The sequence below is a fragment of the Acidovorax sp. GBBC 1281 genome (assembly GCF_028473645.1).
Classification (GTDB): Bacteria; Pseudomonadota; Gammaproteobacteria; order Burkholderiales; family Burkholderiaceae_C; genus Paracidovorax.
In genome coordinates this window covers 4341601-4364129 of the sequence record NZ_CP097269.1, presented here as the reverse complement: position 1 = coordinate 4364129, position 22529 = coordinate 4341601, and the positions used below count along the sequence as shown (strand labels likewise).

Here is a 22529-nt window from a genome sequence, read left to right as displayed (position 1 = left end):
CGGCCCGCGCGGCCTGGGCTGCCCGCAGGGGCCTCATGGCCGCTCGCGCGGCGTCACCCGGGGCTCCAGCGGCTGCGGCCGGTACCCGGGCAGGAACCGGCACTCGCCGCCGAACGTCGCCTGCACGCCCGGGCATTGCGCGGCGATGCCCGCCGGCGTGGGGGGCGGGCCGCCGCGCACCCACTGGCCGAGCGCCGCCAGCAGCGTGGGATAGGCGGCATCGGTCAGGTAGCTGTGGGATTTGTCGGCCGTGAAGGTCTGCACCAGGTGGCCGGCCGTGCCGGCGCGCTCCATCGTGCGGCGAAAGCTGTCCTCCATCTCGACGAAGGCGGTGGGATCGTCCACGCCGTGCACGGTCAGCACCGGCACCGGGATGCGCCCGTCGGGGTCGGTGTCGCGCGCGAAGGTGGCCACGGCCTGCGGATCGGCGCGGTAGCGCTGCACGCTGCGGTTGAGCGCGGCATCGTCGCTCGAGCCGGTGTACACCGCGCCCCGGTTGCCGAAGGGGTTGGCGCCGCCGGTGCGCCGCTGCACGATGTCCTGGAAGTGCCAGGTGGCCCAGTTCAGGTGGCCGTGGATGGCGCTTTCGCGGATGCGCACGGTCTGCACGATGGTCTGGACGCGCGACTGCTGCGCGGCCGTGCGCTGCGCCGCGGGCCGGTCCAGGCCCAGGCAGCCGTCCACGCGGCGTTTCAGTTCGGCGGGTTTCAGCGTGGCATCGGGCAGCAGGCCCATCCACAGCGGGTACTGGGCTTCGGCGGGCAGCGGGTGGTTGGCGCACAGCGCCTGGTAGATCACCCGCAGGTCGAGCCGGAAGTCGTACGCCCGGCTGCCGCCGGCCAGCACGCCGCTGGTGAGCAGTACACCGTCGTAGGGGCGTTTGCCGTGGCCGTCGTCGGTGAAGAGCGATGCGCCCACGGCGGCCACGCTGGCGCCCCACGACTGGCCGTGCAGCAGCGTCATGCGCGGCGCGGCCACGTGCTGCACGAAGATGCGCCGCAGCCGCTCGGTGTCTTCGGCCGCGGCATGCACCGCCACGCCGCCCTGGCGGTAGGTGGAGCCGGCCCAGGCGTAGCCGGCGCGCGGCACGACGGCCCAGCGCTCCAGGTCTTCCTCCGTGCGCGACAGGCGTGGAGCGCCGAGCGTGGGGCCGCCGTGGGCGTGCAACACCAGCGTGCCGTTCCAGTCCGCGGGGATGGCGATCAGGTAGTGGGCGCCGGCCGAGTCCTGCCCGCTCAGGCAGCGCGTGGCGGCGGGCAGGCCTTTGGGGCACGGGGTGGGGGCGGGTGGGGCTTCGGCCGTGGACAGCGGTGCCGCGGCAGGAGCGGCGGCAGCCGCCTTCGGGCCGGCCGGCGGATGCGTGCAGCCGGCGGTCAGCGCGGCGATCGCGGCCGCCGCCAGGCTGGTGCGGGCCGTGCGGGCGATGGCCGATGGAAAGTGGGGGCGGGGCGCAAAGGGCATCGGTTGTCTCCGATAGGAGGGGTGACTCCGGGCCGGGTGTGCGGGCTCAAACGGCAGGCGCCCGCACCGCGTTGCCCGCGTCGGCCCAGCCGAAGAATCGGCAGATCTCGCTGCGGCGCGCCAGGGCGTCCGCCCGGCCAAGGGCCATGAGTTCGCGCGTGTAGCCGGCCTCGAACAGCAGGTAGCTGGCCAGCGCGGCGCCGCGCACGTCCTGCATGTTGGAGGTCACGCCCAGGCCGCCCAGCAGCGTGCGGATGGGGCGGGGCAGCTCGCCCACGTAGCGGGCGGCCACCGCATCCAGGCGCTGCGAAGGCGCGATCACCAGCAGTTCCAGCGGGCGCAAGGGGCTGTGCGCGCGCACTTCGGGCGGGATGAGGGACAGCGTCTGGTTGATGCGCTGGGCGCGCTCCACATCCACCGACAGGGCATCCAGGAAGATGTTGGACAGCGTGTGCCCGGCGATCTGCGCGAGCGACGGGTAGGCCGGCGCATCGCTGTGCAGCGCCTCTCCCGCCGGTTCGTGCATGCGGCCCGCGCCCACCACCAGGATGCGTTCGGCGCCCAGATGAATGGCTGGCGCGATCGGGGCGGACTGACGCATCGATCCGTCGCCGAAGTATTCGGTGTGGCCGTCGATGCCCAGCGCCGTGGCGGGAAAGACGAACGGAATGGCCGACGACGCCAGCAGGTGGTCGTGCGTGATGCGGTCGCGCGTGGCCTTGCGCTGCGAGCGCACCCAGGGCTGCTGCGCCTGCGCGGCCTCGAAGAAGGTCACGTGCTCGCCCGAGCTGTAGCTGGAGGCGGTGATGGCCAGCGCCTGCAGGTGCCCCTGGCGGATCAGCCGGGGCAGCCGCACCAGCGGCACCAGTTGCGTGAGCAGGCCGGTGAGCGGCGAGTTGTCCAGCAGCGAGCGCGGCCGCATGCGCCGCCAGCGCGCCAGCAGCCAGCCCAGCGACATGAGGGTGAGCCAGCCCGCGCCGCTGCGCATCACGCTCAGCGAGTCGGCCCGGTACACCTGTTGCGCGTGGAAATTGCGCCACACGCGGGCGATGCGGCGCACGGCCCGGTCGAACTGGTCCGCCCCGCAGGCGAGGGCGGCCGCGTTGATGGCGCCGGCCGAGGTGCCGGTGATGATCGGAAACGGGTTGGGTTCGCGCCCCGCGCCGCACGCCATGCGCAGGTCGGAGATCGCCTCCAGCACGCCCACCTGGTAGGCCGCGCGGGCCCCGCCGCCGGTCAGCACCAGGCCGATGGGGCGGGACGAGACGGGTTTGGCGGCGGGGGCAGCGGCGGAAGAGGGCATGGCGGGCCTCGGCGGATCGGTGGTCGTACCCGGCGTCGGATCACCGGGCGGTTGCGGTGCGGGGCGCCTTCAGCAGCAGGGCGGCCAGGGCCTCCCCCTCCATCAGCGTGATGCCGTGCTCGCGGGCATAGCCGCGGGCGTTGTCGCTCACCGTGCCCTGCATCGCGATGTAGGTGCTGGCCGGCACGTCCTGCGCCCGGGCGGCCGCCTGCAGGTCGCGCAGCGGCTCGATGCCATGGGTGGCGGCCTTCCAGCGGCGTGCGCTCACCAGGGCCGTCTGGCCCGCTTTCTCCAGGTGGAAATCGGCTTGCAGGCCGGTGAGGCGGCGCACCGCGTAGCCCTCGGCCTGCCAGGCGCGCTCCAGCGCATCCGCAAAGGTGCGCCAGGGCATCTCCGCCGCCTGCCCCAGCACGGCCTGCACCCGCGCGCTGCTGGGCGCGCGCCACTGGCGCCAGGCGGCCAGGCAGCCCACGCCGAAGATCGGCAGGGCGCCCACCGCGGCGTACGGGGCGATGTGCGAGGGCAGCAGGGCGCCGCACACCAGCGCGATCAGACCGGCCACCGACCAACTGATCCACCAGGGCGAACGCAGCAGGATCGCGAACAGGGAGTTGGGGGCCATCTTGAGTTTCACGGGAATCCTTGTGCTGAACGGGTGGGCAGGCGCGGCAACCGTGCATTGTCCTCGGCCCTGCGGGGTTGGAAGATCAGGGAATAGACTACCGGCCCCTCAAGGAGTTATTGGCATGGCAGTCACAGAACAGGCGCTGTTGGCGGCGCTCGCGAGCGTAAGCGATCCGCACACCGGCAAGGATTTCGTCAGTGCGCGGGCGGTGCGCAACGTGCGCATCGCCGGTGGCGACGTGGCGTTCGACGTCGAGCTGGGCTACCCGGCCAAGAGCCTGGTGCCCGAACTGGAACGCCAGTTGACCGCGGCGGCCCAGGCCGTCGCCGGCGTGGAGCAGGTGGCGGTGCGCATCACCAGCCAGGTCGTCGCCCATGCGGTGCAGCGCGGCGTGCAGTTGCTGCCGCAGGTCAAGAACATCATCGCCGTGGCCTCCGGCAAGGGCGGCGTGGGCAAGAGCACCACCGCCGCCAACCTGGCCCTGGCGCTCGCGGCCGAGGGCGCCAGCGTCGGCGTGCTGGATGCCGACATCTACGGCCCCAGCCAGCCCATGATGCTCGGCATCGAGGGCAAGCCCGAAAGCGCCGACGGCAAGACCATGGAGCCGATGCGCAACCACGGCGTGCAGGTGATGTCGATCGGGTTCCTGATCGATGCCGACCAGGCCATGATCTGGCGCGGCCCCATGGCCACCCAGGCGCTGGAGCAGCTGCTGCGGCAAACCAACTGGAAGGACCTGGATTACCTCATCGTGGACATGCCGCCCGGCACCGGCGACATCCAGCTCACGCTGAGCCAGCGCGTGCCCATCACCGGCGCGGTGATCGTCACCACGCCGCAGGACATCGCGCTGCTGGATGCCAAGAAGGGCATCAAGATGTTCGAGAAGGTGGGCGTGCCCATCCTTGGCATCGTCGAGAACATGGCGGTGCACGTGTGCAGCCAGTGCGGCCACGCCGAGCACATCTTCGGCGAGGGGGGCGGCCAGCGCATGGCGGCCGAATACGGCATGGCCTACCTCGGCGCGCTGCCGCTGGACATGCAGATCCGTCTGCAGGCCGACACCGGCGCCCCCACCGTGGTGGCCGACCCCGACGGCGAGGTGGCCCGCATCTACAAGAAGATGGCGCGCGACGTGGCGGTCAAGGTGGCGCAGCAGGCCAAGGATTTCTCGTCGAAATTTCCCACCATCTCCATCAGCAAGACCACCTGATTCGGCCGCTGCCGTACGGCCGGCCGTTTCGCCTGCACTGCTGTCCTTTCTGCTTCCTGACAGCGCGGAAAAACATGTCGCGTTGTGTGCAATGTGTCTTGACGTAGCTCAAGCAATGCGCTGACACTGGTTTGAGAGCCCGTGCCAGGGTGGCGCGCGGACGTCGAGAAAGAGCACAGCAGAGAGGAGTGGCATGTCATCCACACAACCCGGTTTTCTGGACAAGGAACGCATCATTGCCGGTCCCGGCTTCAACCGGTGGCTCGTTCCTCCGGCGGCCTTGGCGATCCACCTTTGCATCGGCATGGCTTACGGGTTCTCCGTGTTCTGGCTGCCGCTGTCCAAGGCCCTCTCCACAGCCGGCACCGGCGCCGCCTGCCCCAAGGACATGAGCTTCTTCGCTGAGCTGTTCGCCTCCGGCTGCGACTGGCGCGTGGCCACACTGGGCTGGATGTACACCCTGTTTTTCGTGTTCCTGGGCTGCTCTGCCGCCATCTGGGGCGGCTGGCTTGAACGTGCCGGTCCGCGCAAGGCGGGTGTCGTGTCCGCGGTGTGCTGGTGCGGCGGCATGCTGCTGTCGGCGCTGGGCATCCACCTGCACCAGTTCTGGCTGATGATCCTCGGCTCGGGCGTCATCGGCGGGATCGGCCTGGGGCTGGGCTACATCTCGCCGGTGTCCACGCTCATCAAATGGTTTCCCGACCGGCGGGGCATGGCGACCGGCATGGCCATCATGGGCTTCGGCGGCGGCGCGATGATCGGCTCTCCCCTGGCGGTGGACCTGATGAAGCGGTTTTCCACCCCCACCGACGTGGGCGTGATGCAGACCTTCGTGGTGATGGCGCTCCTGTATTTCGTCTTCATGATGGCCGGCGCCCTGGGCTACCGCGTGCCCGCCACGGGCTGGAAGCCGGCCGGCTGGACCCCGCCGCCGCCCAGCGCCAACACCATGATCACGCAGCGCCACGTGCACGTGAAGCGCGTGTGGGGCATTCCGCAGTTCTGGCTGGTGTGGGTCGTGCTGTGCATGAACGTGAGCGCGGGCATCGGCGTGATCGGCATGGCCTCGCCCATGCTGCAGGAGGTGTTCGGCGGCGCGCTCATCGGTGTGCCGCAGAAATTCGGCGAACTCGACAAGGCGCAGCTCGCGGCCATCGCCGCCGTGGCCGGCGGCTTCACCGCGCTGCTGTCGCTGTTCAACATCGGCGGCCGGTTCTTCTGGGCCAGCCTGTCGGACAAGCTGGGCCGCAAGATGACCTACGTGGTGTTCTTCGTGCTGGGCGGCCTGCTGTACGCCAGCATCCCCAGCTCGGCCGGGGCCGGCAGCAAGCTGCTGTTCGTGGGGGCGTTCTGCATCATCCTGTCGATGTACGGCGGCGGTTTCGCCACGGTGCCGGCGTACCTGGCCGATCTGTTCGGCACGCAGTTCGTGGGCGCCATCCACGGCCGCCTGCTCACCGCCTGGGCCACCGCGGGCATCCTGGGCCCGGTGGTCGTCAACTACATGCGCGAATACCAGCTGGGCCTGGGCCTGCCGCGTGAGCAGGTCTACAACCAGACCATGTACATCCTGGTGGGCATGCTGGTCATCGGCCTGATCGCCAACCTGCTGGTGCGCCCGCTGGCCGACAAGTGGTTCATGACCGATGAAGAGCTGGCGCACGAGAAAAAGCTCGCGCACGAGAAATCGCTGGCGGCCGAGGTGGGATCGGGCACCGGGGCCGGCAGCTCCACCAGCCCGGCACTGGTGGCGTTCGCCTGGGCTGCGGTGGGCATTCCCCTGGCCTGGGGCATCTACAAGACCCTGGTGAGCGCGGCCAAGTTCTTCCAGTAAGGGCCGGGCACCATGGTGCTGCCAGGCTCCCTTCACCGGCGGATCAACGCCGCCGCGGCGCGGTTCGCCACCGAGCACGCCGGCAGCTTCACGCTGGAGCCACCGCAGGGCGGCGCCGCGCAGGCGCCGCTGCTGCGCTGTGCCGGGCGCCTGCTGAACGGCGACTTCTCGGTGGCCGACCGCTTTACCGCGCAGACCGGCGTGCGCGCCACCGTGTTCGCCCGCCAGGGCAACGACTTCGTCCGCATTGCCACCTCGGTGCGCAAGCAGGACGGCGAGCGCGCGGTGGGTACGCTGCTCGACCGCTCCCACCCGGCCTATGCCAACCTGCTCGCGGGGCGGGCCTATGCCGGCTACGCCACGGTGTTCGGCCGGCAGAACATGACCCGTTACGACCCGGTGCGCGATGCGTCTGGACACGTTGTGGGCGTGCTCTACGTGGGCCTGGATGTCAGCGAGATTCCCGCGTTGAACCTGGCGGGCCGGCTGGCCCTGCTGGTGCTGGCGGTGCAGTACGCGCTGTGGGCGCTGGCCTGGCTGGTGCTGGCGCCGCTGCCTGCCAGTTGGGTGGCGGTGGTGGCGGGCCTGCCGCTGCTGGCGGCTGCGGCGATCTACGGCATGGTGCAGCGCGGCATTGCCCGGCCCGTGGCGCAGGGGCGCGCGGCGGCGCAGCGCATCGCCGCCGGCGACCTCACCACCCAGATGCACGTGGCCCGGCGCGACGAGGTGGGGCAGATGCTGCAGGCCATCAACGGCATCGGCGTGGGGCTGGCCGGGCTGGTGGGCAACGTGCGGCGGGGTGCGGACGGGCTGCGCCTGTCCACCAGCGAGATCGCGGCCGGCAACGGCGATCTGGCCACGCGCACGGAGCAGCAGGCCGGCGAGGTCAACAGCGCCGCCTCGGCGCTGGAGCAGCTCACGGCCACGGTGGGGCAGAACGCCGAGCACGCGCGGCGCGTCAACGGGCTCATGGGCGCGGTGTCGCAAGCGGCCGGGCAGAGTGGCGCGGCGGTGGACCGGGTGGTCGCCACCATGGGCGACATCCGCGAGGGCGCGCATCGCATCCGCGACATCATCGGCATCATCGATGGCATCGCCTTCCAGACGAACATCCTGGCGCTGAACGCCGCGGTCGAGGCCGCCCGCGCGGGCGAGCAGGGCCGGGGCTTCGCGGTGGTGGCGGGCGAGGTGCGGGCGCTGGCCCAGCGCTCGGGTGACGCCGCGCGGGAGATCCGCGGCCTCATCGCCGCCTCGGTCGAGCGGGTGGACGCGGGGGGCGGCCTGGTGGACGATGCGCGCCAGTCCATGCAGGGCATTGCCCACTCGATCGCCGAGGTCACGCACCTGATCGAAGGCATTGCCGCAGCGAGCGGCCAGCAAAGCAGCGGCATCGACGGCATCCACCAGAGCGTCGCCCGCATCGAGCAGATGACCCAGCAGAATGCGGCGCTGGTGGAGGAGGCCGCGGCCGCCGCCCTGCGCATGCGCGAGCAGGCCGCGGCCCTGGCCGACGCGGCAGCCACCTTCAAAACGCCCTAGCATGGTGGCCGCTGCGGAACGCCGCGTGCGCGGCGGTGTCCAACCCGGTCGCTTCCTCGGGAGCCCACCCCTTTCGCCGTTCGTTTCGCCGATGAGCAGGAGACCACGATGACCGACAAGAAAATCGAGTTCTACAAAGGCCCGGCTGGCGGCTGGGGCGCGCTGCGCTCCGTCGGCCGCGCGCTGCAGTACCAGGACATTCCCCTCAAGGGGGCCAAGACCCTGCTGTCGGCCAACCAGCCCGACGGGTTCGACTGCCCCGGCTGCGCCTGGCCCGACCGCAACCATGCCTCCACCTTCGAGTTCTGCGAGAACGGCGCCAAGGCCGTGGCGGCCGAGGCCACCGCCCGCCGCGCGGGGCCGGAGCTTTTCGCCCGGCATTCGGTGGCCGCCCTGGCCGAGCAGAGCGACTTCTGGCTGGAAGACCAGGGCCGGCTCACCCACCCTATGGTGTACGACGCGGCCAGCGACCACTACGTGCCCATCGGCTGGGACGATGCCTTCGCGCTCATTGCCCGGCACCTGAACGCGCTGCCCAGCCCGAACGAGGCCATCTTCTATACCTCGGGCCGCGCCAGCAACGAGGCCGCCTTCATGTACCAGCTGTTCGTGCGCGAATACGGCACCAACAATTTTCCCGACTGCTCCAACATGTGCCACGAGCCCAGTGGCAGCGCCATGCGCCCGCAGATCGGCGTGGGCAAGGGCACGGTCACGCTGCAGGACTTCGAGGAGGCCGACGCCATCTTCATCTTCGGGCAGAACCCCGGCACCAACCACCCGCGCATGCTGGGCGAGCTGCGCGCGGCCCACAAGCGCGGCGCGAAGATCGTGAGCTTCAACCCGCTGCGCGAACGCGGCCTGGAGCGCTTTCAGGACCCGCAGAACAAGATGGAAATGGCCACGCTGGGCTCCACGCCCATCAGCACGCATTACTTCCAGCTGCGCGTGGGGGGCGACCTGGCCCTGGTCAAGGGAATGATGAAGCACCTGATCGAGATCGAGGACCGCGACGGCGGCGTGCTCGACCATGCCTTCATCGCCGAGCACACCACCGGCATCGACGGCCTGCTGGCCGATCTGCGCGCCGAATCGTGGCCTTTGCTCGAAGAGGAGTCCGGCCTGCCCGAGGCGCAGATCCGCGCCGCAGCCGAGGTGTACCGCAATGCCCAGCGCGTGATCGCCTGCTGGGGCATGGGCATCACCCAGCACATGCACTCGGTGGCCACCATCCAGATGATCGTCAACTGGCTGCTGCTGCGCGGCAACATCGGCCGGCCCGGCGCGGGCCCGTGCCCCGTGCGCGGCCACAGCAACGTGCAGGGCGACCGCACCATGGGCATCTGGGAAAAGCCCCCGGCCGCGCTGCTGGACAAGCTGCAGGAGGTGTTCGGCTTCGAGCCCCCGCGCGAGCCCGGCGTCGATACCGTGGAAGCCATCCAGGCCATGCTGGACGGCAAGGGGCGCGTGTTCTTCGCCCTGGGGGGCAACTTCGCCGCCGCCACGCCCGATACCTACGAGACCTGGAAGGCGCTGCGCCGCTGCGACCTGACGGTGCACGTGACCACCAAGCTCAACCGCAGCCACATCGTGCACGGGCGCGAGGCGCTCATCCTGCCGTGCCTCGGCCGCACCGAGATCGACATGCAGGCCGGCGGCCCGCAGGGCGTGACGGTGGAGGACTCGATGAGCATGGTGCACCTGTCCATGGGCATCAATCCGCCGGCCTCGGACCAGCTGCTGTCCGAGCCCGCCATCGTCGCGCGGCTGGCCGCGGCCACGATCGGCGCGCGCAGCCGCACCCCGTGGCTGTGGCTCATCGAGGACTACGCCCGCATCCGCGACAAGATCGAAGCCGTGTTCGCCGACTTCAAGGACTTCAACCAGCGTGTGGCCGTGCCCGGCGGCTTTCGGCTGCGCAACACCGCCAGTGAGCGCGTCTGGGCCACGGCCGGCCGCAAGGCCAGCTTCGTCGCCCACCCCGTGCCGGTGGACACGCCCTCGCACCAGGCCCGCGCGCTGCGGCGCGACACCGTCGTGTTCACGCTGCTCACCACGCGCTCGCACGACCAGTACAACACCACCATCTACGGCCACGACGACCGCTACCGTGGCGTGTTCGGCCAGCGGCGCGTGGTGTTCATCCACGAGGAGGACATTCGGTCCCTCGGCCTGAAGGACGGCGACTGCGTGGACATCCAGACCGTGTGGAGCGACGGCCAGGAGCGCCGCGCCGACCGCTTCAAGCTCGTGGCCTACGACATTCCCCGCGGCAACCTCGCTGCCTACTACCCCGAGACCAATCCGCTCGTGCCCCTGTCGTCGGTGGCGCTGAACGCGGGCACGCCGACCTCCAAGTCGATCCCCGTGGTGCTGGTGCCGCATGCGGCCGGGGCGGCAGATGCTGCAGACACGGGTGCCGCCGCGGAACCTGCGGCCGTGGCGGCCATTTGACGCCGTCCGTGCCGGTGGGCCATGACGGCGGGCTCTCGCCCGCGCTGCTGTCGGCGCTGGCCGAACTGGACGATCCGCAGGGCGTCTCCATGCCGCGCCTGGCCAAGCACCTGGGGTTGCCCGGCAGTGCCGTGCTGCGCGGGCTGCACTTGCTGAGCGGCGCGGCCGTGGGCGGCCAGCCGGGCCCCGGCTGGGTGCGCGTGGCGCAGGACGACAGCCGCTGGCTGGCCTGGCTGACCGATGCGGGGCGCCAGCAACTCGCGAACATGGGAGGGGCGCAAGAATCTTCCGGCCCCGAGGGCCTGGACGACGAAGGCCGCCCTCTGCCCACGCCGCTGGCCACCCGCAGCGTGCAGCGCCATCCCTGCCCGCCGGGTGCTGTGCCTGCCGTGTGGGAGGACGACGCGGTGGCCGCCGAAGTACCGGTGGCCCTGGTGTTCAACGGCCTCTCGCACGCCGTGATGATGGCCACGCCCGCCGACCTGCATGCCTTCGCCCTCGGCTTCGCTCTGAGCGAGGGGATCATCGACCAGCCGGGCGACTGCCACGGCATCGAGGTGCATGCGCTGCAGGCGCCCGCCGGGGTCCCGGCCGGCACGGCCACCGCGTGCGAGGTGCGGGTGGACATCACGGCGCGTTGCTTCGCGCGCCTGAAAGACAAGCGCCGCTCGCTCGCGGGCCGCACGGGTTGCGGCGTGTGCGGCATCGACAGCCTGCAGGCGCTGGACCTGGTGCCCGAACGCGTCACCGCGCGCGCCTGGGCCGGTGCGCTGCCCGCCGACGCGATATTGCGCGCCGTGGCTGCCATGCCCGCCCGGCAGTCGCTCAATGCCGCGGCGGGCGCCGTCCATGCCGCCGGCTGGGCCACGCCAGGCGGCGAGCTGACCGACCTGCTCGAAGACGTGGGCCGCCACAACGCCCTCGACAAGCTCATCGGCCAGTTGGCCACGCAGGGCCGGCTGGGGGAGGACGGCTTCGTCGTCATGTCCAGCCGCGCCAGCTACGAGCTGGTGCGCAAGTGCGCCCGGCTCGACATTCCCCTGCTGGCCGCCGTGTCGGCCCCCACCTCGCTGGCCATCGACCTGGCGCAGCAGGCCGGCATCACGCTGTGGGGGCTGTGCCGCCCGCCGCGGGCAGTGCGGTACGGGGGCGCGGACGGATAGGACGAAAGAGGGTCATGGAGCCAGTCGACCGATCCGCTCGGCCGCCAGGGCGACATGCGATTGCAGGGCGGCAAGGCAAGGTCCGAAGCCACCGCTGAGGCCTTCGGCCTTCTCCAGGCGCTGCACGAAGTCCTGGGCCAGAGGCAGGGCGTGGAGCCATGCCCGGGCAGGGACTTGATGACCCACGTTCAGCTCCAGCGTGCGCTGCGGAAGATCCCCGCCGGCCGTCGGTGCGAAGGCCATGGGCGTCATGTCGTAAGCGGGTGCCAGCTGGTAGGGGCGGCCCTGTTCCGACATGAACGAAAGATTTCCACTGTGCATGTCGGTATTGCCGATCAGGGTGCCGAAAGCCCAGAGCAGGCAGGCCCCCTCCAACGCTTCGGGCACGATGATCCGCGCGCGTGCCAATGCCTGCGCGATGTCTGGCCATCGGCCACCATGGCCCACGAATTCCGCGTCCAGCGCCGCGAGAGAGTGCAGCGCGCGGCGACCCAGGGCCCCCACCCGGTCGAAACGCTGCACTTCGAGAAACCGCTGCGTGCCATGGTCGATGACACGGGTGAGCGATGCGGGGATGCCCGCGTCTCCCAGCACCTGCAGCGCGATGTGTTCCGCCAGCAGGAGGTCGCGCCAGCGCTCGCTCACCAAGCTCGGCAGCGAGGCGGAGAACTTGACGATGGTGTGCACGGCCGGCCCGGTTTCCGGTTGCACATAGGCGGTGAATTTCGGTTGTTCACCCGCTGCGGACGACCCCTGCAATTCGCCGCGCGTTGCCGCTGCCGCAAGTTCCACATAGGCCTGGGGTCTCCGAGCCGCTGGGATGGGCACCGGGGCTGGCGCATTGACGAACTGCTCGCGTGCCGCCGCTCCCAAAAGAAGGTTGCCCGGCAGGTCGTCTCCCTGGAGCAGGAGCGCGCGCAACGCATGGGTGTCCCCCCAGTCGTTCAGCCGTTCCGGTAACCCGAGACGCGCCCCGTGGCGCTGGTTGAAGGCACGCCCCAGATAACCCTGAGGGCGCATGTCGAAGATCCACCAGGGCAAGCCGTCGCTGTGAACGCGCTGACCATCGGCCTGCACCATCACGAAGCCTTCCGCAGCCACCGGAATCAGCGTGCCCAGTTCTTGGACCTTGCCCTCGGCAGAGACGCGGTACACCGAAGCCTGCAAGGCCGCACGGGTACGGTCCCGAAGTGAATATTGAATAGATCTCGCAGCCCCGATCTGCACGACCTCATCGCCCAGTGCCTTGAGGGCGCGCGACACCGTGGGCTGGCTGGTGCCCAAGAATTCCATGAGGGAATGCGCTGTCTTGGGCCCTTGGCGAAGCATCGTCTGGATTTTGGCGGAGTGATCCCCGGCTGCGGATGGCATGCTTCTCAGACTATCTGATTTGAATGATTTTATGAATAGATAAATGAGAATTTCAGATGCTGCAAGCGGGCATGCATCTGATTCAACGCGGTACCACGAGTTTCACGCGATCTGTGTCGGTTCCCACAGTGACCGTGAGGCAATCGTTTGACCATTCCGGATCAAGATAAGCACCGTCCGAAAAGTCCGATCGACCGAACGCCTTGCCGTCTCTGTCCGTTAATTCGACATACCCCGCGCCGCCGCTGTATTTGTAGACATCCAGCCGATAGGTTCCATTGCCGCAGATATCGGTATGCACCAGCCTCGCCTTGTCGAAGGTTTCAGTCAACAGAAAAAGGGCTGCGACCACGGTGGCTGCGAGGACACCGAAGAGGATGGCAAGACGGCAAGCTTGTCGGCGCCAGCGTCGAGCCTTCTGACTGCGAGGTCCGTTGATGGGAGATAGGTCTTTCATCTCAGGGAACTTTGAAAAACCACGTGATTGGAGCACTCAACTTTTCCCAATGGACGTTTGAGAAAATCAGAAAATCGCCCCCGCGTTGATGGACCGCCCGCCACCGGCGAAAGCTCGCATTTTCTACCATCGCTAAGCGAGGCATGGGAGCCATTCCCACCTCGTCTGTGCTCCAGTTGCCAAGAGGTTGATCTTCTGTGAAGTCATAGCAGTCCCGGATGGCTTTGTTGCACAAATCGCGATGCTGATGCCCGTAGACTGACTGCGTGACAGAGACGAAGAACAGGCAGCGGAGCAAGTACCGCACGACGAACTGGAAGGCGTACAACGCGGCGCTGAAAGCGCGAGGCTCGTTGACGATGTGGCTAGTGTCCTGTCCCGTTAATTCGCAGGCACGATAGCTGCATGGTTTCGGGCCATCCTTGAGGTGCCGCCATGCCCAATGCAACGACCCGAACAGAAATTGCGCTTAGTGAAGTGGAGCGCGCGGAACTGACGTCCATGGCGCGATCACGTTCGCTGCCAGCGGCGTTGTCGCTCAGGGCGCGCATCGTGCTGACTTGCGAAGGCACAGATAAAGCCAGCACCGCGGTTGCGCAGGCTCTGGGGATCAGTCGTAGCACTGTCACCAAGTGGCGCGGGCGCTATGCGCGCCATCGCATTGCAGGGCTTTACGACGAGTTGCGCCCGGGTCGCCCCCGCACGGTAGATGACGAGCGTGTTGCTGAGTTGATTACCAAGACGTTGCACACCAAGCCTGCTGATGGGGGTACCCACTGGAGCACCCGCACGCTGGCCGCCGATACGGGCATCAGCAAGAGCACGGTGGCGCGCTATCTGCAGACCTTCAACCTCAAGCCGCACCGGGCCGACAGCTTCAAGCTGTCGACCGATCCGCTGTTCATCGAGAAGCTGCGCGACGTTGTGGGGCTGTACCTGAACCCACCTGACAACGCGCTGGTGCTGTGCGTGGACGAGAAGAGCCAATGCCAAGCTTTGGAGCGTACGCAGCCGATGCTGCCAATGGGGTTTGGCTATGTCGAAGGTGTCACGCACGACTACGTGCGCCACGGCACCACCACCTTGTTCGCGGCCCTGAACGTGATGAATGGCCAAGTGATCGCGCAGTGCCGGCCCCGGCATCGTCATCAAGAGTTCCTTGCCTTCCTGCGCGCCATCGACAAGGCAGTGCCCGACGAACTGGATGTGCACTGCATAGCTGATAACTACGCCAGCCACAAGCATCCAAAGGTGCGCGCTTGGTTGGCCGAGCGGCCTCGCTGGCACATGCACTTCGTTCCGACCTATTCAAGCTGGCTCAATCAGGTCGAGCGCTTCTTCTCGATCATCACCACGCGGGCAATCCGCCGTGGCTCGTTCACCAGCGTGAAGGATCTGATCAACAAGATCGACACATTCATCGCGAATTACAACCAGTCCTGCCAGCCGTTTACTTGGACAGCTACAGCAGACTCCATCCTCGAAAAACTCGCCAGACTATGCGGGCGAATTAACGGGACAGGACACTAGATGAGGGCATGCAGTGGTTTGGCACGCCGACCGGCAGGCGTGGACGCAGCCGAACCTTCTCGGACGCAGCAATCCAGTTCTGCCTGAGCATCAAGTGCCTGTTCGGCCAGCCCTTGCGACAGGCGCTGGGCATGGTGCAGAGCCTGCTGCGGCTGGCAAAGCTGGACTGGCCGGTACCTGACTTCAGCACTGTTTGCCGGCGCCAAAAGACCTTGCAGGTCGAACTGAGCTACCAGCGAACCAACTCGCCGCTGCAGTTGCTGGTGGACAGCACCGGCATCAAGTTCCTGGGCGAAGGAGAGTGGAAACGCAAGAAGCATGGTGCTGAATACCGGCGCGAATGGCGCAAGGTCCATCTGGGCATCGACGCGCAGACGCTGGAAATACGCGCCATCGAGGTGACCAGCAACGCCATTGGGGATGCGCCGATGTTGCCCGGGTTGCTGGCTCAGATTCCCACTGACGAATCCATCGAAAGCGTCAGTGCCGATGGCGCCTACGACACGCGCGCCTGCCTGGACGCCATTGCCGAGCGGCACGCGATGGCGGTGATCCCGCCCCGCAAGAACGCCAGCCATTGGAAGAAGTCGAGTCCGGGCTCGGCGCATCGTAATGAGGCCATTCGGGCGTGCCAGCGCCTGGGTCGCGGCATTTGGAAGAAGTGGAGCGGCTACCACCGGCGCAGCCTTGTGGAGACGAAGATGCACTGCTTCAAGCGACTGGGCGAACGGGTGATCGCGCGCACGTTCGACCGCCAGGTTGTGGAGCTGCATGTCCGCGTGGCCTTGCTCAATCGGTTCAGTCAGATCGGCCGTCCTCACACCGTGTCGGTGACTGCTGTGGCATAGGTCCGTCTGGGGTTGGGGTCATGCCGTCTGCAATTCGATTTGTGCAACAGCGCCGTCCCGGATGTAAAAGCCCAGACTATGAATGTCAATTTGGTGCGTGAATGGACCGCGTTGCTGGTGCAGTGGCATCACGATCCCTTCTGCGGCAGCGTGCAAGGTGAACGCGCCCAGTGCGCAGTAAAGATCGTCAATCGGGTCCGTTAACTTCTCGAATCCATTGCTGCTGACGACGCGGGAGTTCAGGTGTGCAGTCTCATGCAAATCGACCGCCGGCATGCCCGAGCCGAAAACCATGGGGTGTGTTCCCAGCTTGCCAGCCCGCTGCAATCTGCCAAAAAGTCTGTCTTGAGAAGCAACAAGGCTTTTTGCCAAGAGTTGTCCTTGGATGGCGCGCTTGAGTTCCTCCAACTTTTCCTGCGTTCTTCCGAACGATAGGGCCCAGGACATGGGGACTGTCGTTGTGTCCAAATAGTGTGCGCTTACCGTCCGATGATCCAACTGGCTTTGTGAGGGGTCTTTCCATGCAGGGGGCATTGCAAATGCCGGGTGGGTGAACCATCGCTTCATCAGCGCTGCGCCGACGCGAAAACCGTTTCTCTCCATTGCATAGGGCAAATCGACCAACTGCAAATTCCGAAGGCACTGCGCCGCAGGGTAACTCGCGTCCAAAGCGATTCGGTCGCCAACGGCGCGGCTGAGGCTCAACGCGGTTTCATTCCAACTCATTGATAACTCCCTTTTTGATCTTGATTGGTTGCCAGAAGGTTGCGGATGAGTCACGTTCTGACGGCGCGGATCATAAGGCGTCATCGGGGTCTTCTTCCCCATCCATCCACCCTGGGTGCCACGAAACTCCAAATCCCCTCGCCCTGAGCCCCTTCCCACCCGAAGCCCAACCCATTTGCGCTAACGTCGCTCCCCATGAATCTGTCCTTCTTCCGAATTGGCTGGCGCACGTTGTGGCGCGATCTGCGGGCTGGCGAATTGCGCCTTCTCATCGTGGCGGTCACGCTGGCCGTGGCGGCCCTTACTTCGGTGGGGTTCTTTGCTGATCGGCTGCAGGGCGGGTTGCAGCGCGATGCGCTGCAGCTGCTGGGCGGCGATGTGGTGGTGGCCAGCGATAACCCCACGCCGGCGGCGTTTGTCGAACGGGCGAAGGCTGCAGGCCTGTCCACGGTGACGACGCTGGGCTTTCCCACCATGGGCCGCGCGAGCGATGCGCAGGGCGGCGCCAGCCGGCTGGTGGCGCTCAAAAGCGTGGAGCCGGGCTACCCGCTGCGTGGCAGCCTGCAGGTGGCGGATGCGGCCGGCGCACCCGCGCGGGCCACACGCGACATTCCGGCGCCTGGCGAGGTGTGGGTGGATGCGCCGGTGCTGGGCTCGCTGGGCCTGCAGATGGGCGATTCGCTGCTGCTGGGCGACGCGCAGTTGCGCATTGCCCGCATCATCGCCATCGAGCCCGACCGGGGCGCGGGCTTCATGAGCTTTGCGCCGCGCGTCATGGTCAATGCGCTGGACCTGCCCGCCACCGGGCTGGTGCAGCCGGCCAGCCGGCTCACCTACCGCTTCGCCGTGGCGGGCGAGGCGCGGGCGGTCAAGCAGTTCGGCGACTGGGCGGCCGAGGCGGTGAAGGCCCCCGAGGTACACGGTGTGCGCGTGGAATCGCTGGACAGCGGCCGCCCCGAGATGCGCCAGACGCTGGACCGGGCGCAGAAATTCCTCAACCTCGTGGCGCTGCTCGCGGCGCTGCTGTCGGCGGTGGCCGTGGCGCTGGCGGCGCGCGGCTTTGCCAACGAGCACCTCGATGCCGCCGCGCTGCTGCGCGTGCTGGGCCAGAGCCAGCGCACCATCGCGGGCGGTTACGTGGTCGAGTTCGCGCTGATCGGGCTCTTTGCCAGCGCACTGGGCGTGCTGCTGGGCTACGCCGTGCACCACGTGTTCGTGCTGTTGCTGGCGGGGCTGGTGGAAACGGCGCTGCCCGCGCCCAGCCTGTGGCCGGTGGCGTTCGGCCTCGGGATGGGCCTCACGCTGATGTTCGCCTTCGGGCTGCCGCCGGTGCTGCAGCTGTCGCAGGTGCCGCCGCTGCGCGTGATCCGGCGCGACCTGGGCGGCCTGAAACCCGCCTCGCTGGCGGTGCTGGGCGTGGGCGTGGCCGGGTTCGCCGCGCTGCTGCTGGCGGTCAGCAGCGACCTGAAGCTGGGACTGATCGCCGTGGGCGGTTTCGCGGGGGCGGTGCTGCTGTTTGCCGGACTGGCCTGGGGCGCGGTGAAGCTGCTGCGCCGCAGCGTGAACGAGGCCACGGCCCCGCGCTGGCTGGTGCTGGCCACGCGGCAGATCTCGGCCCGGCCGGTGTATGCGGTGGTGCAGGTCAGCAGCCTCGCGGTGGGGCTGCTCGCGCTGGTGCTGCTCGTGCTGCTGCGCACCGACCTTGTCGAAAGCTGGCAGCGCTCCACCCCGGCCGATGCGCCCAACCGCTTCGTGATCAACGTCATGCCCGACCAGTCGGAGGCTTTTCAGAAAGCGCTGCGCGACGGCGGCGTGGCGCAGTACGACTGGTACCCCATGATCCGCGGCCGGCTGGTGGCCATCAACGGGCGCGAGGTGGGCCCGGCCGACTACACCGACGACCGCGCCAAGCGCCTGGTGGACCGCGAGTTCAACCTGTCGAACGCCGAGCAGGCGCCCACCCACAACCCCGTGGTGGCCGGCCGCTGGACGCCGGGCGAGAAGGATGCGGTGAGCGTCGAGGACGGCATCGCCGAGACGCTGGGCCTCAAACTCGGCGACACGCTGCGCTTCGACATCGGCGGGGTGATGAGCGAGGCGCGCATCACCAGCCTGCGCAAGGTGGACTGGGGCTCGCTGCGCGCCAACTTCTTCGTGATGTACACGGTGGGCCAGCTGCCGCCCGAGCTGCCGGTGACCTACTTGGCGGCGTACCGCGCGCCGGCCACGCCGGGCTTCGACAACACGCTGGTGCGGGCGTTTCCCAACATTACCAACGTGGACATGAGCGCCACGCTGGCCCAGGTGCAGGGCGTGCTCGCGCAGGTGATCCGCGCGGTGGAGTTCCTCTTCGGCTTCACGCTGGCCGCGGGGCTGGTGGTGCTGTTCGCCGCCGTGACGGCCACGCGCGAGGAGCGGGCGCGCGAGTTCGCCATCATGCGGGCCGTGGGCGCGCGCGCCAGCCTGCTGCGCCAGGTGCAGCGGGCCGAACTGGCCGGCGTGGGGCTGCTGGCGGGCTTTCTCGCCAGCGTGGTGGCGGTGGCGGTGGGGTGGGCGCTGGCGCGCTACGTGTTCGACTTCGCCTGGACGGCCACGCCGTGGGTGCCGATCATCGGCGCACTGGCCGGGGCCGTGCTGGCGCTGGCCGCGGGCTGGTGGGGCCTGCGCGATGTGCTGCGCCGCCCGGTGGTGGAGACGCTGCGCCGCGCGGCGGAGTAGCGCAAGAGAGCCTGAGCAGCGCAGCGCAGCGGCGCCGCTATGCCGCCCGCGCGAACGGCGTGAGGATATCCGACAGGAACTGCTGCGCTCGCGGGTGCTGCGGGCGGCCGAAGAAGTCGGCCGGCGTGGCGCGCTCCAGCACGCGGCCTTCGTCCATGAAGAGCACGCGGTCGGCCACCTCGCGGGCAAAGCCCATCTCGTGCGTTACGCAGACCATGGTCATGCCGCCCTCGGCCAGGTCGCGCATGGCTACCAGCACCTCGCCCACCATCTCGGGGTCCAGCGCGCTGGTGGGCTCGTCGAACAGCATGAGCGGCGGCTCCATGGCCAGGGCGCGGGCGATGGCCACGCGCTGCTGCTGGCCGCCCGACAGTTCGCTGGGCCAGGCCTGCGCCTTGTGCGCCAGGCCCACGCGGTCCAGCAGGGCCAGGGCCCGCTGCTCGGCCGCCTGGCGCGACAGGCCACGCAACTGGATGGGCGCCAGCGTGCAGTTGTGCAGCACCGACAGGTGCGGAAACAGGTTGAACTGCTGGAACACGAAGCCGATGCGCGAGCGCAGTGCGTTCACGTCCACGCCCGGCCCGTGGATGGGCTGCCCGCCGATCAGGATGCGCCCGCCCTGGATGGGTTCGAGCCGGTTGAGCGTGCGGATCAGCGTGGATTTGCCCGAGCCCGAGGGCCCGCACACCACCACCACCTCGCCCTGGGCGATGGTTTCGGTCACGTCCACCAGGGCGTGGTAGCTGCCGTACCACTTGTTCACGCCGTGCAGTTCGATCATGTCGTTCGGAGTCCGGAAGAAGAGGAGGAGGCCGCGCGCCGCGCCAGCCGGCGCTCCAGCGCGTAGGCCAGGCGCGACAGGCCGAAGCACAGCACGAAGTAGGTCAGGCCCAGGATGCCGAACACTTCGGCCGGCCGGATGAAGACCTGGGTGTTGATCTGCGTGGCGATGAAGGCCACCTCCGTGAGCCCGATGATGTAGCCCAGCGAGGTCTCCTTGATGGTGACGACGAACTGGTTCACCAGCGAAGGCAGCATGTTGCGCAGCGCCTGCGGCAGCACCACCCGGCGCATGGCGCGGGGGTACGACAGGCCCAGGGCGCGGGCGCATTCCATCTGCCCGCGCGGCAGGCCCCGGATGCCGGCGCGCACGATCTCGGCCAGGTAGGCCGCGTTGAACACCACGAGCGCGACCAGCATGGTGGTGAACTGGTCGGTCTTCACCCCCGTCACGCTGGGCAGGAAGAAATAGGCCCAGAACACCACCATCAGCAGCGGCGTGCCGCGCACCACGAAGACGACGGCCGTCACCGGCCAGCGCACCGAGCGCCACGGGCTCACGCGCGCCAGGCCGAACAGCACGCCCAGCGGCAGCGCCAGCAACAGGGCGCCCGCCGCCAGCAGCAGCGTGAGCGCCAGGCCGCCCAGCGGGCCATTGGGGTACTGGCCGACGAGAAAGTACAGCCAGTAGGTGTCGAAGAGTTCGCGCATGCTTTTTGGGGGAAGGTTCAGACCGTCCGCACGGGGTAGCGATGGTGGTACCAGCTCGCCAGGCCCGTGATGAGCAGCGACACCGTGAGGTAGGCGGCGCTCGCGAAGGCGAACGCCTCGATGCTGCGGAACGTGGCGCTTTCCACCTTGGCCGCCTGGTACATGAGTTCGGCCACGCCGATCACGGTGGCGATGGAGGTGTTCTTCCAGAGGTTCAGTGCCTGCGAGATGAGCGGCGGCACGGTCACGCGCAGCGCCTGCGGCAGCACCACGCGCCGCATGGTGGCAAGGAACCCGAGGCCGAGTGCGCGCCCTGCCTCCATCTGCACCGTGGGCACCGCGCGGATGCCGCTGCGGATGTCCTCGGCCATGAAGGCCGCGGTGTACAGCGAAAGCGCGACGACGGCCGCGGCCGCCTCGGCATGGCCGCTGTCGTACAGCCACTGCTTCGCGGCCTCGGGCAGCAGCTCGGGCGCGCCGAAGTACCAGAACAGCATGTGCGCCAGCAACGGCACGTTGCGCATGCCCTCCACGAAGGCGAAGCCGGCCCAGCGCAGGGGCGCCACCGGCGCCAGGCGCAGGAGCGCCACGACCAGGGCCAGGGGCAGGGGCAGGGCCAGCACCAGCGAGACGGCCAGCAGCTGCAGCGACAGCAGCAGGCCGCCCACCATCATGAGGTGGTACTTGCCGCTCAGCAGCAAGGAGTAGTCAAACAAAGGCATGCATGCCAGTCATTCGGAAAACGCCGCACGCGGGGCATGCGGGCGCGGCGGCTCGCCACCGGGGTGCCTGCCACAGGGCGGCCCGCATGCGCCAATGGCATGCCTGCCGCCTGTGTGCTGCCCCCGGCGGCCATGCCACCATGGGTGCGTCCCTCAGCCGTCGATCTTGTCCGATTCGAACTTGAAGGGGCGGGTGGTGAATTGGATCTTGGTGCCGGGGCCGTACCACTTGAAGAAGATCTTCTCGGCCTCGCCGGATTTCTCCAGCTCGCGCAGCGTGTCGTCCACAATGGATTTCACGGCGGTCTCGCCCTTCTTGATGCCCAGCGCCAGCGGCTCCACGCTCAGGTTGGTGGGCAGGATGGCGTAGTCCTTGTTGCGCTCGCCCAGCTTGCCGAAGTCGTCGATCAGCGAGGACTCGTCGTTCACGTAGCCCACGCCCTTGCCTTGCTGCAGTGCGAGGAACGCCTGCTGCGTCGTCTCGAACGTCACCACCTCCACGGTGGGCACGGCCTTGCGCACGTTGGGCTCCTGCGTGCCGCCCTTGACCGTCACCACACGCTTGCCGGCCAGGTCCGCCACGTCTTTGATGCCGCTGGCCTTCTTGACCAGCACCTTCTGGCCGGTGACGAAGGTGGTCAGCGAGAAATCGATCTGCGCCTCGCGTTCCTTGTTGTGGGTGAGCGATGCGGCCAGGATGTCCACGTGGCCCTGCTGCAGTTCGGGAGTGCGCGCGGCCACGGCCAGTTGCTTGAACACGGGCTTGACGCCGATCTTCCTGGCGATCGCCTTGCCCAGGTCGATGTCGTAGCCGATCAGCTCGCGCGTCTTGGGGTCGATGAAGCTGTTGGGTTCGTCGGTGCCCAGCACGCCGACGACCAACTCGCCCTTTTTCTTGATGTCGGCCAGCTGGTCGGCGTGGGCCATGCCCGATACGGCGAACGCGGCGGCGACCAGGGATGCGATGAAGCGGATGCGCATGGTGTTCGTTCTCTCTCTCCGATGGATGAAGCCCGAAGGCTATGCCTGCCACGGGCAGAGAGGAACGTCGCTTTTTTCATAATCAAACTCGCC

General features: G+C 68.3%; 18 protein-coding genes and 2 pseudogenes. 9 read left to right on the top strand and 11 right to left on the bottom strand.

Translation table 11 applies throughout. The features are described 5' to 3' along the window. Positions 1-33: 33 nt before the first annotated feature. The 3 genes from M5C96_RS20455 to M5C96_RS20445 are packed head-to-tail and all read right to left on the bottom strand — an operon-like array spanning position 34 to position 3386. Positions 34-1461, bottom strand: a complete 1428-nt coding sequence (locus tag M5C96_RS20455) for a hypothetical protein (protein WP_272564978.1) — start codon at positions 1459-1461, stop codon at positions 34-36. Between the two features lie 46 nt (positions 1462-1507). Next, on the bottom strand, positions 1508-2764 hold the full coding sequence (locus tag M5C96_RS20450) for a patatin-like phospholipase family protein (protein WP_272564977.1): 1257 nt from the start codon (positions 2762-2764) through the stop codon (positions 1508-1510). A 40-nt stretch (positions 2765-2804) separates the two neighbouring features. After that, positions 2805-3386 (bottom strand): restriction endonuclease, encoded by a 582-nt coding sequence (locus tag M5C96_RS20445; protein ID WP_272569793.1) that lies wholly within the window; start codon positions 3384-3386, stop codon positions 2805-2807. 124 nt (positions 3387-3510) lie between these two features. On the opposite strand from M5C96_RS20445, the gene apbC reads away from it, so the two are divergent. The 5 genes from apbC (at position 3511) to fdhD (ending at position 11592) form a co-directional block, all read left to right on the top strand. Further along, positions 3511-4602: an iron-sulfur cluster carrier protein ApbC gene (gene apbC / locus M5C96_RS20440; RefSeq protein ID WP_272564976.1), complete on the top strand. Its 1092-nt coding sequence runs from the start codon at positions 3511-3513 to the stop codon at positions 4600-4602. A 193-nt stretch (positions 4603-4795) separates the two neighbouring features. Further along, positions 4796-6436 (top strand): OFA family MFS transporter, encoded by a 1641-nt coding sequence (locus M5C96_RS20435; RefSeq protein WP_272564975.1) that lies wholly within the window; start codon positions 4796-4798, stop codon positions 6434-6436. 12 nt (positions 6437-6448) lie between these two features. Then, complete coding sequence (locus M5C96_RS20430; protein WP_272564974.1) at positions 6449-7975, top strand: methyl-accepting chemotaxis protein; 1527 nt, start codon at positions 6449-6451, stop codon at positions 7973-7975. A 108-nt stretch (positions 7976-8083) separates the two neighbouring features. Then, the gene (locus M5C96_RS20425; protein WP_272564973.1) at positions 8084-10429 is read left to right on the top strand and encodes an FdhF/YdeP family oxidoreductase; all 2346 of its coding nucleotides are present in this window, start codon (positions 8084-8086) and stop codon (positions 10427-10429) included. A gap of 266 nt (positions 10430-10695) precedes the next feature. Next, positions 10696-11592: a formate dehydrogenase accessory sulfurtransferase FdhD gene (fdhD, locus tag M5C96_RS20420; RefSeq protein WP_442867402.1), complete on the top strand. Its 897-nt coding sequence runs from the start codon at positions 10696-10698 to the stop codon at positions 11590-11592. A gap of 12 nt (positions 11593-11604) precedes the next feature. Here the strand turns inward: fdhD and yjjJ are convergent, their stop codons facing one another. The 3 genes from yjjJ to M5C96_RS26935 form a co-directional block, all read right to left on the bottom strand. Next, complete coding sequence (yjjJ, locus tag M5C96_RS20415) at positions 11605-12885, bottom strand: type II toxin-antitoxin system HipA family toxin YjjJ (RefSeq protein WP_272564971.1); 1281 nt, start codon at positions 12883-12885, stop codon at positions 11605-11607. 160 nt (positions 12886-13045) lie between these two features. Then, positions 13046-13420 carry a hypothetical protein gene (locus tag M5C96_RS20410; protein ID WP_272564970.1) on the bottom strand — a complete coding sequence of 125 codons (375 nt, stop codon included), beginning with the start codon at positions 13418-13420 and terminating at the stop codon, positions 13046-13048. A 1-nt stretch (position 13421) separates the two neighbouring features. Further along, positions 13422-13550 (bottom strand): DUF6402 family protein, encoded by a 129-nt coding sequence (locus M5C96_RS26935; protein ID WP_284428178.1) that lies wholly within the window; start codon positions 13548-13550, stop codon positions 13422-13424. 136 nt (positions 13551-13686) lie between these two features. Between M5C96_RS26935 and M5C96_RS20405 the strand changes: the two are divergent. The 3 genes and pseudogenes from M5C96_RS20405 to M5C96_RS20395 all read left to right on the top strand — a co-directional run. Next, positions 13687-13788, top strand: a pseudogene (locus tag M5C96_RS20405) (IS5/IS1182 family transposase); the annotation flags it as partial. A gap of 67 nt (positions 13789-13855) precedes the next feature. Then, positions 13856-14950: an IS630 family transposase gene (locus tag M5C96_RS20400; RefSeq protein WP_272563777.1), complete on the top strand. Its 1095-nt coding sequence runs from the start codon at positions 13856-13858 to the stop codon at positions 14948-14950. Continuing rightward, a pseudogene (locus tag M5C96_RS20395) lies at positions 14947-15798 on the top strand (IS5 family transposase); the annotation flags it as partial. The gene M5C96_RS20400 and the pseudogene M5C96_RS20395, both read left to right, overlap by 4 nt. 18 nt (positions 15799-15816) lie before the next feature. On the opposite strand, the gene M5C96_RS20390 reads toward M5C96_RS20395, so the two are convergent. Next, on the bottom strand, positions 15817-16608 hold the full coding sequence (locus M5C96_RS20390) for a DUF6402 family protein (protein ID WP_272564969.1): 792 nt from the start codon (positions 16606-16608) through the stop codon (positions 15817-15819). 111 nt (positions 16609-16719) lie between these two features. Here M5C96_RS20390 and M5C96_RS20385 point away from each other — a divergent pair, with 111 nt between their 5' ends. After that, the gene (locus tag M5C96_RS20385; RefSeq protein ID WP_272564968.1) at positions 16720-19242 is read left to right on the top strand and encodes an ABC transporter permease; all 2523 of its coding nucleotides are present in this window, start codon (positions 16720-16722) and stop codon (positions 19240-19242) included. Positions 19243-19279: 37 nt separating this feature from the next. Here M5C96_RS20385 and M5C96_RS20380 read toward each other — a convergent pair whose 3' ends face one another. The 4 genes from M5C96_RS20380 to M5C96_RS20365 all read right to left on the bottom strand — a co-directional run bounded on the left by M5C96_RS20380 (position 19280) and on the right by M5C96_RS20365 (position 22436). Further along, the gene (locus M5C96_RS20380) at positions 19280-20023 is read right to left on the bottom strand and encodes an amino acid ABC transporter ATP-binding protein (RefSeq protein ID WP_272564967.1); all 744 of its coding nucleotides are present in this window, start codon (positions 20021-20023) and stop codon (positions 19280-19282) included. Continuing rightward, on the bottom strand, positions 20020-20733 hold the full coding sequence (locus tag M5C96_RS20375; protein WP_272564966.1) for an amino acid ABC transporter permease: 714 nt from the start codon (positions 20731-20733) through the stop codon (positions 20020-20022). The genes M5C96_RS20380 and M5C96_RS20375 overlap by 4 nt, the downstream gene beginning before the upstream one ends. A 17-nt stretch (positions 20734-20750) precedes the next feature. Then, positions 20751-21455 (bottom strand): amino acid ABC transporter permease, encoded by a 705-nt coding sequence (locus M5C96_RS20370; RefSeq protein ID WP_272564965.1) that lies wholly within the window; start codon positions 21453-21455, stop codon positions 20751-20753. Between the two features lie 153 nt (positions 21456-21608). Next, the gene (locus M5C96_RS20365) at positions 21609-22436 is read right to left on the bottom strand and encodes an ABC transporter substrate-binding protein (RefSeq protein WP_272564964.1); all 828 of its coding nucleotides are present in this window, start codon (positions 22434-22436) and stop codon (positions 21609-21611) included. Positions 22437-22529 lie beyond the last annotated feature (93 nt).

Coding starts and splice junctions, on each gene's coding strand:
- M5C96_RS20455 (WP_272564978.1), bottom strand. CDS start 1,461: ATGCCCTTTGCGCCCCGCCCCCACTTTCCATCGGCCATCGCCCGCACG.
- M5C96_RS20450 (WP_272564977.1), bottom strand. CDS start 2,764: ATGCCCTCTTCCGCCGCTGCCCCCGCCGCCAAACCCGTCTCGTCCCGC.
- M5C96_RS20445 (WP_272569793.1), bottom strand. CDS start 3,386: ATGGCCCCCAACTCCCTGTTCGCGATCCTGCTGCGTTCGCCCTGGTGG.
- apbC (WP_272564976.1), top strand. CDS start 3,511: ATGGCAGTCACAGAACAGGCGCTGTTGGCGGCGCTCGCGAGCGTAAGC.
- M5C96_RS20435 (WP_272564975.1), top strand. CDS start 4,796: ATGTCATCCACACAACCCGGTTTTCTGGACAAGGAACGCATCATTGCC.
- M5C96_RS20430 (WP_272564974.1), top strand. CDS start 6,449: ATGGTGCTGCCAGGCTCCCTTCACCGGCGGATCAACGCCGCCGCGGCG.
- M5C96_RS20425 (WP_272564973.1), top strand. CDS start 8,084: ATGACCGACAAGAAAATCGAGTTCTACAAAGGCCCGGCTGGCGGCTGG.
- fdhD (WP_442867402.1), top strand. CDS start 10,696: ATGGGAGGGGCGCAAGAATCTTCCGGCCCCGAGGGCCTGGACGACGAA.
- yjjJ (WP_272564971.1), bottom strand. CDS start 12,885: ATGGAATTCTTGGGCACCAGCCAGCCCACGGTGTCGCGCGCCCTCAAG.
- M5C96_RS20410 (WP_272564970.1), bottom strand. CDS start 13,420: ATGAAAGACCTATCTCCCATCAACGGACCTCGCAGTCAGAAGGCTCGA.
- M5C96_RS26935 (WP_284428178.1), bottom strand. CDS start 13,550: ATGGTAGAAAATGCGAGCTTTCGCCGGTGGCGGGCGGTCCATCAACGC.
- M5C96_RS20400 (WP_272563777.1), top strand. CDS start 13,856: ATGCCCAATGCAACGACCCGAACAGAAATTGCGCTTAGTGAAGTGGAG.
- M5C96_RS20390 (WP_272564969.1), bottom strand. CDS start 16,608: ATGACGCCTTATGATCCGCGCCGTCAGAACGTGACTCATCCGCAACCT.
- M5C96_RS20385 (WP_272564968.1), top strand. CDS start 16,720: ATGAATCTGTCCTTCTTCCGAATTGGCTGGCGCACGTTGTGGCGCGAT.
- M5C96_RS20380 (WP_272564967.1), bottom strand. CDS start 20,023: ATGATCGAACTGCACGGCGTGAACAAGTGGTACGGCAGCTACCACGCC.
- M5C96_RS20375 (WP_272564966.1), bottom strand. CDS start 20,733: ATGCGCGAACTCTTCGACACCTACTGGCTGTACTTTCTCGTCGGCCAG.
- M5C96_RS20370 (WP_272564965.1), bottom strand. CDS start 21,455: ATGCCTTTGTTTGACTACTCCTTGCTGCTGAGCGGCAAGTACCACCTC.
- M5C96_RS20365 (WP_272564964.1), bottom strand. CDS start 22,436: ATGCGCATCCGCTTCATCGCATCCCTGGTCGCCGCCGCGTTCGCCGTA.